13 protein-coding genes are annotated in these 13,359 nt (G+C 41.2%); 11 read left to right on the forward strand and 2 right to left on the reverse strand.

The window, feature by feature from the left end:
• The first annotated feature begins 66 nt into the window (after positions 1–66).
• The 11 genes from Bovatus_RS01285 (at position 67) to Bovatus_RS01335 (ending at position 11,366) form a co-directional block, all read left to right on the forward strand.
• Positions 67–1,173 carry a sulfotransferase family protein gene (locus Bovatus_RS01285; RefSeq protein WP_004297525.1) on the forward strand — a complete coding sequence of 369 codons (1,107 nt, stop codon included), beginning with the start codon at positions 67–69 and terminating at the stop codon, positions 1,171–1,173.
• Between the two features lie 25 nt (positions 1,174–1,198).
• Positions 1,199–2,167 carry a PCMD domain-containing protein gene (locus Bovatus_RS01290; RefSeq protein ID WP_004297526.1) on the forward strand — a complete coding sequence of 323 codons (969 nt, stop codon included), beginning with the start codon at positions 1,199–1,201 and terminating at the stop codon, positions 2,165–2,167.
• A gap of 317 nt (positions 2,168–2,484) precedes the next feature.
• Complete coding sequence (locus Bovatus_RS01295; protein WP_004297527.1) at positions 2,485–3,624, forward strand: OmpA family protein; 1,140 nt, start codon at positions 2,485–2,487, stop codon at positions 3,622–3,624.
• Positions 3,625–3,699: 75 nt separating this feature from the next.
• Positions 3,700–4,116 (forward strand): Holliday junction resolvase RuvX, encoded by a 417-nt coding sequence (gene ruvX / locus Bovatus_RS01300; RefSeq protein WP_004297528.1) that lies wholly within the window; start codon positions 3,700–3,702, stop codon positions 4,114–4,116.
• A gap of 44 nt (positions 4,117–4,160) precedes the next feature.
• A complete protein-coding gene (gene def / locus Bovatus_RS01305; RefSeq protein WP_004297529.1) occupies positions 4,161–4,715 on the forward strand; it encodes a peptide deformylase in 555 nt (184 codons plus the stop codon).
• 76 nt (positions 4,716–4,791) lie between these two features.
• On the forward strand, positions 4,792–6,822 hold the full coding sequence (locus tag Bovatus_RS01310; RefSeq protein WP_004297530.1) for a tetratricopeptide repeat protein: 2,031 nt from the start codon (positions 4,792–4,794) through the stop codon (positions 6,820–6,822).
• A gap of 82 nt (positions 6,823–6,904) precedes the next feature.
• The gene (gene thrS / locus Bovatus_RS01315) at positions 6,905–8,845 is read left to right on the forward strand and encodes a threonine--tRNA ligase (protein WP_004297531.1); all 1,941 of its coding nucleotides are present in this window, start codon (positions 6,905–6,907) and stop codon (positions 8,843–8,845) included.
• Positions 8,846–8,917: 72 nt separating this feature from the next.
• The gene (gene infC / locus Bovatus_RS01320; RefSeq protein WP_004297533.1) at positions 8,918–9,529 is read left to right on the forward strand and encodes a translation initiation factor IF-3; all 612 of its coding nucleotides are present in this window, start codon (positions 8,918–8,920) and stop codon (positions 9,527–9,529) included.
• A 68-nt stretch (positions 9,530–9,597) separates the two neighbouring features.
• Positions 9,598–9,795: a 50S ribosomal protein L35 gene (rpmI, locus tag Bovatus_RS01325; RefSeq protein ID WP_004297539.1), complete on the forward strand. Its 198-nt coding sequence runs from the start codon at positions 9,598–9,600 to the stop codon at positions 9,793–9,795.
• 98 nt (positions 9,796–9,893) lie between these two features.
• Positions 9,894–10,244: a 50S ribosomal protein L20 gene (gene rplT, locus Bovatus_RS01330; RefSeq protein WP_004297540.1), complete on the forward strand. Its 351-nt coding sequence runs from the start codon at positions 9,894–9,896 to the stop codon at positions 10,242–10,244.
• A gap of 360 nt (positions 10,245–10,604) precedes the next feature.
• Positions 10,605–11,366, forward strand: coding sequence for an EFR1 family ferrodoxin (locus Bovatus_RS01335; RefSeq protein WP_052587883.1), 762 nt, complete (start codon positions 10,605–10,607; stop codon positions 11,364–11,366).
• Positions 11,367–11,383: 17 nt separating this feature from the next.
• Here Bovatus_RS01335 and xpt read toward each other — a convergent pair whose 3' ends face one another.
• Both xpt and Bovatus_RS01345 read right to left on the reverse strand, forming a co-directional pair.
• Entirely contained in the window at positions 11,384–11,956 is a 573-nt protein-coding gene (gene xpt / locus Bovatus_RS01340; RefSeq protein WP_004297542.1) for a xanthine phosphoribosyltransferase, read from the reverse strand.
• Positions 11,957–12,045: 89 nt separating this feature from the next.
• Positions 12,046–13,353 (reverse strand): phenylacetate--CoA ligase, encoded by a 1,308-nt coding sequence (locus tag Bovatus_RS01345; protein WP_004297543.1) that lies wholly within the window; start codon positions 13,351–13,353, stop codon positions 12,046–12,048.
• Positions 13,354–13,359: the final 6 nt, after the last annotated feature.

The following is a 13,359-nucleotide window of genomic DNA, read 5'->3' on the forward strand; positions in this document are numbered from 1 at the left end:
TTGAAAACTGAAAATGACAGTATCCTGTCGTCTTTAATTTTTAATTTTTAATTTCGAATTAATAAAGTGGGATTACTCGAATTTAATAAACTTCCGATTAATACATTGGTAGGTGCCGACTGGAAGACATTCAAGGCTATCACCGCCGGGCGTGAAATTGATGCAGCCTACAAAGGTAAATACCGATTGACGAAGGCTGTGTGCCGATTGCTTTCTCCACTGGCGTCATTACAAGACAGGCGTTACGAGAAGTTGCTGGCTAATCAGCCGTTGGAGCATGATCCGGTGTTCATTTTGGGACACTGGCGAAGTGGAACTACATTTGTACATAATGTGTTCTCTTGTGACAAGCATTTTGGGTATAACACTACTTATCAGACTGTATTTCCTCATCTGATGATGTGGGGACAGCCTTTCTTCAAAAAGAATATGAGTTGGCTGATGCCGGATAAGCGTCCGACGGATAATATGGAACTGGCAGTGGATCTTCCCCAGGAAGAGGAGTTTGCTTTGTCGAACATGATGCCTTATACATATTATAATTTCTGGTTCTTGCCGAAATATCAGCAGGAGTATGCCGATAAGTATCTTTTGTTTGATGATATAACGGATGCCGAATTGAAGGTGTTTGAAGAGGTATTCACGAAGTTGATTAAGATTTCTTTGTGGAATACCCAGGGAACTCAATTCCTTAGCAAGAATCCTCCGCATACCGGAAGGGTGAAGGAACTGGTGAAGATGTTCCCTAATGCTAAGTTTATCTACCTGATGCGTAACCCGTATACCGTGTTTGAATCTACACGCAGTTTCTTTACCAATACGATTCAGCCGTTGAAATTACAGGATGTCAGCAATGAACAATTAGAGGAAAATATCATTTCTATTTATGCAAAACTTTATCATAAGTATGAATCGGATAAGAAATTTATTCCGGAAGGGAACTTGATGGAAGTGAAATTTGAAGATTTTGAAGCGGATGCGATGGGAATGACGGAGAATATTTATCAGTCTCTTTCTATCCCCGGATTTGCCGAAGCACGTAGTGATATAGAAAAATATGTGGGCGGAAAGAAGGGATATAAGAAGAATAAGTATAAATATGATGACCGTACGATTCGTTTGGTAGAAGAGAATTGGGATTTTGCTTTGAAACAATGGGATTATAATTTATAAGAAGAAAAAGAAAGGAAAAGTATTGATGATTCAGAAAAACGTTCATCGCCTGTTGATGACAGGTTTCGTTGCATTTATTTCTTCCTTGTCTTTGATGGCGCAACATAAAGTTGAAATGCTTCCTTTTGGGGACATGGATCAATGGGTGGACCGTCAGATAAAGGAGTCGAGTATTATCGGTGGGAATACAAAGAATGTATATGCGATAGGGCCGACAACGGTAATTAAGGGGGATCAGGTTTATAAGAATATGGGCGGATCGCCTTGGGCTACTTCAAATGTGATGGCGAAAGTTGCCGGTATTACGAAAACTAATACTTCGGTATTCCCGGAGAAGCGGGGAGATGGATATTGCGCCCGTTTGGATACGCGCATGGAGAGTGTGAAAGTGTTGGGACTGGTTAATATTACGGTGTTGGCGGCTGGCTCTGTCTTTACCGGTTCGGTGCATGAACCGATTAAGGGTACTAAAAATCCACAGAAAATGTTGCAGACCGGTATTCCGTTTACCAAAAAGCCGGTGGCTCTTCAGTTTGACTATAAAGTGAAGATGTCCGACCGGGAGAATCGTATTCGCGCTACCGGTTTCAGTAAGATTACGGATGTTCCCGGAAAAGATTATCCGGCAGCTATTCTGCTTCTGCAAAAACGTTGGGAAGATGCCAATGGAAATGTGTATGCAAAACGGATAGGGACTATGGTGACTTATTACTATCATTCTACGGACTGGAAAAATAATGCGACCTATGAGATTATGTACGGTGACATCACGAATCGTCCGGAATATAAGTCGCACATGATGCGTTTGCAGGCGACTGAAAGTTATACGGTGAACAGTAAGGGTGAAAGCGTGCCTATTCATGAAGTGGCCTGGGGAAATGAAAATGATGTTCCGACTCATATGTGTCTTCAGTTCACGTCCAGTCATGGAGGAGCCTATATCGGTTCTCCGGGAAATACTCTGTGGATTGACAATGTAAAACTGGTATATTAACAAAGCATATAGACAAAGAATAGAAATAGTCAGTGATCTAATTTCATCACTGGCTATTTTTTTTGTTTTAATTCTTCCACAACAACCCCCTTCAGATGCCTTCTGAAGTTATATTACACTTTTATCGCTCTATAAAATTCTATGAATGAATGAAAATTTACGTGTTTTTTTGTTTGTGTTATATTAAATATCTATATTTGCACTAATTTTAGAAGAAAGGATGACGTTTATTGTCTCTTAATCAGGTGTGGAACATTTGGGTTGTGTATTTAGCCTGTAAGACAATTGAAATATATTATTTACTAAAATAAATTGAGATGAAAAAGGGTTTATTGTTTATTTTATTGGCAGCAGTCTCTGTATGTCTGCCTGCACAAGAAAAAGAAAATGCAGCAAAGAGTTATAGAGTGGAAACTAACCGCTTTGGTGCTAATTGGTTTATTAGTGGTGGCGTTGGTGCGCAAATGTATTTTGGCGACAATGATGGTAAAGCTGACTTCGGAAAACGTCTTGCTCCGGCACTTGACATTGCTGTAGGTAAATGGTTTACTCCAGGTATCGGATTACGTGTAGCTTACAACGGTCTTCAGGCTAAAGGTGCTACTCCTAATGCTAATGGTCCGCTTGTAGACGGAGGACAGTATTCTAATGGCTACTACAAAGAAAAGTGGAATGTGATGAACTTCCATGGAGATGTAATGCTGAATCTTTCCAATATGATTTGTGGTTATAGAGAAGATCGTCTGTATTCATTCATTCCTTATGTAGGAGCTGGATTCGTACATTCAGGAAAAGGCGCAGGTTATGACGAACTGGGTATCAATGCCGGTTTAATCAACCGTTTCCGTCTGTCTTCTGCTTTGGATCTTAACGTTGAATTGCGTGGACTTTTGATGAAAGGCTCATTCGGTAATTCAGGTCCTGAAGGATTGGCTGGTTTGACTGTAGGTGTTACTTACAAGTTTAAGAAACGTGGTTGGGATGCTGTTCCTACTGTACCAATGGTTCCGGAAAGCCAGTTGAACGACATGAGAGACAGAGTGAACGCTTTGAAGGGTGAAAACGAATCTTTGAAACGTGACTTGGTTGAAGCTCGTAACAAGAAACCTGAAGTGATCGTTAAGAAAGAAGCTGGATTCGTTCCACGTCTGGTTGTTGTATTCAATATTGGAAAGAGTAACATCAGCAAGAGAGAATACATGAATATCGAAGCTATGGCTAAGGGCATCAAAGCAACTGATAAAGTATTTACTATAACAGGATATGCTGATAAGGGTACTGGTTCTGCTGAATACAACATGAAGTTGAGTAAGAAGAGAGCTGAAGCTGTTCGTGACCTGATGGTTAATGAATTCGGTGTTCCTGCTTCTCAATTGAAGGTTGATTACAAGGGTGGTGTAGGCAACATGTTCTATGATGATGCTAAGTTAAGCCGTGTAGCTATTGTTGAAGAATAATATACATTTGAAATAATAGAATAAAAGAGACGTTTCCTTTCACGGGAAGCGTCTTTTTTTGTATTTTTGTACCCCATGAGCAGAATAGTAGCAATAGATTATGGTAGAAAGCGTACTGGGATAGCTGTGAGCGATACAATGCAGCTGATTGCAAATGGATTGACGACGGTGCCTACGCATGAACTTCTGAACTTTATCGGTGAATATATAGCTAAGGAACCGGTGGAACGGATTATTATTGGATTGCCCAAGCAAATGAATAATGAGCTTTCGGAGAATATGAAGAATATAGAGCCTTTTGTTCGTTCGCTGAAAAAGCGCTATCCGGATCTTCCGGTCGAATATGTGGATGAACGTTTCACTTCTGTTCTTGCACACCGTACTATGCTGGAGGCAGGGTTGAAGAAAAAAGACCGCCAAAACAAGGCATTGGTGGACGAAATAAGTGCTACTATTATTTTGCAAACATATTTGGAGAGTAAACGTTTTTAGTATAGGACATAGAATAACTTAATTTTTTAGTAGAGTATAAAAGTATGATTTTACCTATTTATGTATATGGTCAACCTGTATTGAGAAAGGTTGCAGAGGACATAACACCGGATTATCCGAATCTGAAAGAGTTGATTGAGAACATGTTCGAAACAATGGTACATGCGGACGGCGTAGGATTGGCTGCTCCACAGATCGGTTTGCCTATTCGCGTGGTTACGATTACATTGGATCCGCTTTCGGAGGAATATCCTGAATTTAAAGACTTTAATAAGGCTTATATCAATCCCCACATTCTGGAAGTAGGGGGTGAAGAAGTGAGTATGGAAGAGGGATGCTTAAGCCTTCCCGGTATTCACGAAACAGTGAAAAGGGGTGATAAAATTCGCGTGAAATATATGGACGAGAATTTTGTGGAGCATGAAGAAGAGGTGGAAGGTTATCTGGCTCGGGTGATGCAACATGAGTTCGATCATTTGGATGGTAAGATGTTCATTGACCATATCTCACCGCTTCGTAAGCAGATGATTAAAGGAAAGCTGAATACGATGTTGAAGGGAAAAGCACGCAGTTCATATAAGATGAAACAGGTGAAATAAAGATAAAAAACGTTTATATCCCTGTTAAGTAAGCGAAAAGCATTATTTTTGCTTCGTTTACAAGCATAAAATATCAATGGTAAAAAGAATCTTAACAGTTTTATTACTGTTCCCAACGCTGGTGTGTGCTCAAATAAATACGGATCGGGTGATGACTATTGCCCGAAACGCTCTTTATTTTGAGGACTATGTACTTTCTATTCAGTATTTTAACCAGGTTATTAACGCTAAGCCTTATCTGTATGAACCTTATTTCTTCAGGGCATTGGCCAAACTGAATCTGGAGGATTTTCAGGGTGCTGAAGCAGACTGTGATGCAGCTATCCAGCGTAATCCATTTGTGGTGGGTGCTTATCAGATTCGTGGTTTGGCAAGGATTCGTCAGAATAAATTTGATGGAGCGATTGAGGATTATAAGAAAGCGTTGCATTATGATCCGGAGAATATTACCTTATGGCATAATCTGACATTATCTCATATCCAGAAGAAGGATTATGATGCTGCGAAAGAGGATTTGGAAAGTTTGTTGAAGGTGTCTCCACGTTATACCCGTGCTTATTTGATGAGGGGGGAGGTGTCTTTGCAACAGAAAGATACAATTGCTGCCTTGAATGACTTCAATAAGGCGCTTGAACTGGATAAATATGATCCGGATGCTTGGGCTGCAAGAGCGATTGTTAAATTACAACAGGCTAAGTATGCGGAAGCGGAAGCGGATTTCAACCGTGCTATTCCGTTGAGTGCTAAGAATGCAGGAAATTATATAAACCGTGCATTGGCACGTTTTCATCAGAATAATTTAAGAGGTGCCATGAGCGATTATGATCTGGCATTGGATATTGACCCGAATAACTTTATCGGTCATTATAATCGCGGATTGTTACGTGCACAGGTAGGAGATGATAACCGGGCTATCGAAGACTTCGACTTTGTTATCAAGATGGAGCCGGATAATATGATGGCTGTCTTTAACCGTGGTTTGCTTCGTGCGCAAACGGGTGATTATCGCGGAGCTATACAAGATTACACAACTGTTATCAATCAGTATCCGAACTTCCTGGCTGGATATTATCAACGTTCGGAAGCTCGCAGAAAGATTGGAGATAAGAAGGGTGCGGAGCAGGATGAATTTAAAGTCATGAAGGCGCAGATCGACAAGCAGAACGGTGTGACGAATAAGGATGTAGCACAGAACAAGGATAAGGAAAATGATGAGGAAGGCGGAGAGAAGACCCGTAAGAAATCCGATAAGAATATGAATAACTATCGTAAGATAGTGATTGCGGATGATTCTGAAGCCGAACAACGCTATACAAGTGATTATCGGGGTCGTGTGCAGGATAAGAACGTAAATATAACGCTGGAACCGATGTTCGCTTTGACTTATTATGAGAAGATGAGTGACGTGAAACGTTCGGTGAACTTCCACAAATATATTGAAGACTTGAACCGTACGGGTATACTTCCGAAACGTCTTCGTATCACAAATATGGAAGCTCCGCTGACGGAAGAACAGGTGAAGGTGCATTTTGCCTTGATTGATACGCACACATCGGCGATTGTGGAAGATGACAAGAATGCTTCGAAACGTTTTGCCCGTGCGATTGATTTTTATCTGGTGCAGGACTTCTCGAGTGCGGTTTCCGATTTGACCCAGACGATCTTGCTGGATGGTGATTTCTTCCCGGCATATTTTATGCGTGCGCTGATCCGTTGTAAACAGTTGGAGTATCAGAAGGCTGAACAAGCTGTCGAAACAGATGTTGTTCCGGGTGATAATAAGCGTAAAGAGATTACCGCAGTAGATTATGAAGTGGTCAGAAAAGACTTGGATAAGGTGATTAATCTGGCTCCGGACTTTGTATACGCATATTATAATCGTGCTAATGTTTCTGCCATGTTGAAAGATTACCGTGCCGCAATTATCGACTACGATAAGGCGATCGAGCTAAATCCTGATTTTGCGGATGCTTATTTCAACCGTGGACTGACTCATATTTTCTTAGGAAATAATAAGCTGGGTATTTCAGATTTGAGTAAAGCCGGTGAGTTGGGGATTGTTTCTGCTTATAATGTTATCAAACGTTTTACAGATCAATCGGAATAACATTTTTTTGATAAAAAATAGAAAACTCAAAAGATTTAGTTACTTTTGCGTTCAAATTGTGAAAATATAACATCATCATATTATGATAAAGATAACATTTCCCGATGGCTCCGTTCGTGAGTATAACGAAGGAGTGAACGGTTTACAGATTGCTGAAAGTATCAGCTCGCGTCTGGCACAGGAAGTGCTGGCATGTGGCGTGAACGGCGAGACTTATGATTTAGGACGTCCTATTAATGAAGATGCTAATTTTGTTCTTTATAAATGGGATGATGAAGAAGGTAAGCATGCATTCTGGCATACAAGTGCACACTTGTTGGCGGAAGCTTTGCAGGAACTTTATCCGGGTATCCAGTTTGGTATCGGACCGGCTATTGAAAACGGATTCTACTATGATGTGGATCCGGGTGAAGCGGTAATTAAAGAAAGCGACCTTCCTGCCATTGAGGCTAAAATGTTGGAACTGGCTGCTAAGAAAGAAGACGTAGTCAGAAAAAGCATCGCAAAAACGGATGCTCTGAAAATGTTTGGTGATCGTGGCGAAACATATAAATGTGAATTGATTTCTGAACTGGAAGACGGACACATTACGACTTATACGCAGGGTGCGTTTACTGACCTTTGTCGTGGTCCTCACTTGATGACGACTGCTCCGATCAAGGCTATCAAGTTGACCTCAGTGGCTGGTGCTTACTGGCGCGGTCATGAAGATCGTAAGATGCTGACCCGTATTTATGGTATCACGTTCCCGAAGAAAAAAATGCTGGATGAATATCTGGTATTGCTGGAAGAAGCGAAGAAGCGTGATCACCGTAAGATCGGTAAGGAGATGCAGTTGTTTATGTTCTCCGAAACTGTAGGTAAGGGACTTCCTATGTGGTTGCCGAAAGGTACTGCATTGCGTCTGCGTCTGCAAGAGTTCTTGCGTCGTATTCAGACACGTTACGATTATCAGGAAGTAATCACTCCGCCAATTGGTAATAAATTGCTGTATGTGACTTCAGGTCACTATGCAAAATATGGTAAGGATGCATTCCAGCCTATTCATACTCCGGAAGAGGGTGAAGAGTATTTCTTGAAACCAATGAACTGCCCTCACCACTGTGAGATTTACAAGAACTTCCCACGTTCATATAAGGACCTTCCATTGCGTATTGCAGAATTTGGTACGGTTTGTCGTTATGAACAAAGTGGTGAGTTACATGGTTTAACTCGTGTACGTAGCTTTACACAGGATGATGCGCATATCTTCTGCCGTCCGGAACAAGTGAAAGATGAATTCCTTCGTGTGATGGATATCATATCTATCGTGTTCCGTTCTATGGATTTCCAGAATTTTGAAGCACAGATATCCTTGCGTGATAAAGTGAACCGTGAAAAGTACATCGGTAGCGATGATAACTGGGAGAAGGCTGAACAGGCTATTATCGAGGCTTGTGCGGAAAAAGGATTGCCTGCTAAGATTGAGTATGGAGAAGCAGCTTTCTATGGTCCTAAACTTGACTTTATGGTGAAAGACGCTATCGGTCGTCGTTGGCAGCTGGGTACGATTCAGGTTGACTACAACTTGCCGGAACGTTTTGAACTTGAATATATGGGTTCTGACAATCAGAAGCATCGCCCGGTAATGATTCACCGTGCTCCGTTCGGATCAATGGAACGTTTTGTTGCCGTACTGATTGAACATACTGCCGGTAAATTCCCATTGTGGCTGACACCGGAACAGGTAGTTATTCTGCCAATCAGTGAGAAGTTCAATGAATATGCAGAGCAGGTGAAGATGTATCTGAAGATACACGAAATCCGTGCGATTGTAGATGATCGTAACGAGAAGATCGGCCGTAAGATTCGTGATAATGAGATGAAACGCATTCCTTATATGCTGATTGTCGGCGAAAAAGAAGCAGAAAATGGAGAAGTTTCTGTTCGTAGACAAGGCGAAGGTGACAAAGGAACCATGAAATTTGAAGAATTTGCTAAAATTTTGAACGAAGAAGTTCAGAATATGATAAATAAATGGTAACTTTGCAGCCGTTTCAGAATAAAATATTTAGTATAACAATAAAAAGATCAAACTAGGAAGTAAACGTTTTTAATGAAGAATGACACTCTAAAAGGGCAATACAGAATCAATGAACAGATTCGTGCCAAGGAAGTTCGCATAGTAAGCGATGATATTGAACCGAAAGTATATCCAATCTTTCAGGCTCTGAAAATGGCTGAAGAGAGAGAATTGGATTTAGTGGAAATTTCTCCTAATGCTCAACCCCCTGTTTGTCGTATTATTGATTATTCTAAATTTCTTTATCAATTAAAGAAACGCCAGAAGGAACAGAAAGCGAAGCAGGTTAAGGTTAATGTGAAGGAAATCCGTTTCGGACCCCAGACAGACGACCATGATTACAACTTTAAGTTGAAGCATGCTAAAGGATTTTTGGAAGATGGCGATAAGGTGAAGGCTTATGTATTCTTTAAAGGTCGTTCCATCCTTTTCAAGGAGCAAGGTGAAGTGCTTTTGCTTCGTTTTGCAAATGACCTGGAAGACTACGCTAAAGTAGATCAAATGCCGATACTGGAAGGTAAGCGCATGACTATTCAGCTTTCTCCGAAAAAGAAAGAAGCTTCTAAAAAGCCGGCAACAGCTGGAACACCGAAACCTGCTGCTCCTGCACAAAAAGCAGAGAAGCCGGAAAAGGGCGAAGAATAAGAAAGGATGCGTAACGCGCAGGTATAGTGCGTTGCCATTATATATTTAATAATTTAAAAACAAGTAAGATGCCAAAGATGAAGACTAACTCCGGTTCTAAAAAAAGGTTTACCCTTACCGGAACAGGTAAAATCAAAAGAAAGCACGCTTTTCACAGTCACATTTTGACTAAGAAATCCAAGAAGAGAAAAAGAAATCTGTGCTACTCTACAACTGTTGATACAACAAATGTAAGCCAGGTTAAGGAACTCTTAGCAATGAAGTAATCAAAAGCGTAAAAGTATTATTAAAGTATTAACCGAATGCATTAGCCTGAAGTTCGCTGCGTGAAGTAGCGGCGCTAACATTCAAAAAAAGTAAAACTATGCCAAGATCAGTAAATCATGTTGCTTCAAAAGCAAGAAGAAAGAAAATTTTGAAATTGACCAGAGGTTACTTTGGTGCAAGAAAAAATGTATGGACCGTAGCTAAAAACACTTGGGAAAAGGGTTTGACTTACGCGTTCCGTGACCGTAGAAATAAGAAAAGAAACTTCCGCGCTCTTTGGATACAACGTATCAACGCTGCTGCACGTCTTGAAGGAATGTCTTATTCTAAATTGATGGGCGGTCTGCACAAAGCCGGTATTGAAATAAACCGTAAGGTTTTGGCTGATTTAGCTATGAATCACCCGGAAGCTTTCAAAGCTGTAGTTGCTAAAGCTAAAGCTGCTTAAGCATCAATAGTTTACGAGTTACAAAGTGTCAGTTACTAAGCTAGTAACTGACACTTTTCTTTTGTTAGGTGGATAAAAGGGAGTGAAAAAAATGTTAGTAGGTAAACAAATTCCTTTTTTTTTCTTGTTAGTCTCATAGATTCTTATTACATTTGTGATACAAAAATATTAGCCGTATCGACTGGATCGGGAAACTCTTCAAATTAATCTGATGCACCGAGAAAGCTTCGTTCTTCAATGGCGGGCCACATCCTTCGGGACAGCTTTAAGCCGGTGGATTACAAAGAGGGCGAGCGCTCAAATCTTGTTCTATCAGAGTTTCATCACATCGTCGATGCGGCTTTTTTTATATACTTTTCTATGATATTTTATTTCTCCGGTACAGGTAATTCTAAGTGGATTGCAAATCAGCTTTCCAAAGAGCAAAAAGAAGAGTTGGTTTTTATTCCTGATGCGCTAAAGAATGGAGCATTGGAGTTTAGTTTGCAGGCAGATGAAAAGATCGGCTTTGTATTTCCTATCTATTCGTGGGGACCTCCTGAAATTGTACTTAATTTTATTCGGCAACTCTCTTTAAAGGGGTATAAAAGACAATATTTGTTTTTTGTTTGTTCCTGTGGGGATGATACCGGGCTTACGCAGCAGGTGCTGGAGAAGGCTTTGAGTCATAAAGGCTGGAAGTGTCATGCAGGCTTTTCTGTGACTATGCCCAATAATTATGTATTGCTTCCCGGTTTTGACGTAGATAAGAAAGAATTGGAGGAGAAAAAACTGGCAGATGCTATTCCGACTCTCAATCAAATAAATGCTTCAATAAGTAGGAGAGAGGAGTTGTTTCTTTGTCATGAAGGGAGTATTCCTTTTATTAAGACGAGGATTATCAATCCTTTATTTAATCGCTTTCAGATGTCTCCCGGGAATTTTTATACTACGGATGCTTGTATTGGATGTAAGCGTTGTGAGAAGAGTTGTCCGGTAGGGAATATTATGATGATGGGCAGAAAGCCTGTTTGGGGGATGGATTGCACCTCATGCCTGGCATGTTATCATGTTTGTCCGCAACATGCGGTGCAATATGGGAAAAGAACGAAAGATAAAGGGCAGTATTTCAATCCTAATTAATCTACTCGCCAATTAATCTACTCGTCTTTGATTTTAATGCAGCAATTGGATAAGTCTTCAATGATAGCCAGGCTTTCTACTCTGACGCTTTGCTCCTCAAGTTTTTTACGCCCATTTTGAAAGGCTTTTTCAATAATGAATCCCATTCCTACCAAGTTTGCTCCGGATTGCTTGATGAGGTCGATAATGCCTAATGCGGCATTGCCATACGCGAGGAAGTCATCCACGAAAAGAACATTGTCATTTGGAGTGAGGAAATCGGCACTGATAACGACTTCATAATCACGATCTTTAGTGAATGAGTGCACAGTGGTGCTTAGTGCATTCTGGATGGTTTTAGGAGACTTCTTCTTTGCAAATACAACTGGTAAATCCATCAGGTAGCCTGTCATGATAGCAGGGGCGATGCCGCTGGCTTCGATTGTCATAATCTTATTTACGTTTGTGGCTGCAAAACGGCGGACAAACTCAACTCCGATTGATTTCATCAGGACAGGGTCCATTTGATGATTAATAAAACCGTCTACTTTCAGGATACCTCCTTCGTAGCACTTTCCGTCTTGCAGAATTCTTTTTTTAAGTAATTGCATGCTGTATGATATTAATTAAATAATGTGCTAATATTCCATTCCGCATGGTGAACAGCGGTCGGTATATTAGCACATGGAAATTTGAATTGTTACTTGTTGTCTCTTAAGTCTTTTACTCGGACGGCTTTTCCTTCGCTTTGCGGGAGAGAGCCTTTTTTTACCAGTTTAACTTTGGGAGTCACCAATATTTCATCCTTTAATTGGCGGGTTATATCCTTGCGGATCTTCTCCAGTTCAATATAATTGTCAGTGGAAAGGTCGCTTAATTCTACTTCGACGATCATCTCGTCTTGGTTGTTGACTGTTTCCAGTGTAATCAGGTAATTGCTGCCTAATTCGGGAAATTGTACGAGTATCTTTTCTACTTGCATCGGGAAGATATTTACTCCCTTGATAATGAACATATCATCACTGCGTCCCTTGATACGATCAATACGGATGTGCGTGCGGCCGCAGGGGCATTTTCCCGGAAGAATACGGGTTAAGTCACGGGTGCGATAGCGGATTAACGGCATCATCTCCCGGTCGAGAGTCGTAAGTACTAATTCTCCGATTTCTCCTTCCTGAACGGGTTCTCCTGTTTCCGGATCGATAATTTCTACCAGATAACAGTCTTCCCAGAAGTGCATTCCGTTTTGTTCCTGACATTCGAAAGCAACACCGGGACCGTTCATTTCTGTCATACCGAAGCTGTTGTATGCTTTTACGCCCAGCATCTTTTCTATTTTCCGGCGTTGTTCGTCGGTGTGAGGTTCAGCACCGATAACCAGCGTTTTCAGTGTGGTTCCTTTGGGATCAAGGCCTTCTTCCTGAAAGACTTCGGCAAGGCGGATGGCATAGCTGGGGATAGCATGTAAAGCGGTAGTCTTGAAGTCGTTGATGAATTTAATCTGTCGTTTACTGTTTCCGGCTGCGGCAGGGACTGTCAGACAGCCCAGGCGTTCTGCACCGTATTGGAAGCCTAACCCTCCTGTAAACATACCGTATCCGGAGCTGTTTTGGAAGACGTCGGTCTTGCGTATTCCTACTGCGTACAGGCAACGGGCTACCAGGTTGGCCCAGGAGTCGAGATCGTGCTGTGAATGAACAATAACTGTCGGGTTTCCGGTAGTACCACTAGAAGAGTGAATACGTACACCATCATTGCTCATATCACCTGCTACCAGCCCGAAAGGATAGTGGGCACGCATATCGGCTTTGGTAGTAAAGGGCAATTTGCGGATATCGTCTAATGATTGTATGCTATCTGCAGTGATGCCATGTTTGCTGAAAACTTCTTTGTAATATGGGGAGTTTGCAGCTATATTGATTGTTTTCTTAAGCCGTCGAAGTTGTAATTCCTGCAACTTCTCCCGGCTCATGGTTTCTAGTTCTTCTTCCCAATATTGTGTATTCATGATAAT

It is taken from the genome of Bacteroides ovatus (genome assembly GCF_001314995.1).
GTDB classification, from domain to species: Bacteria; Bacteroidota; Bacteroidia; order Bacteroidales; family Bacteroidaceae; genus Bacteroides; species Bacteroides ovatus.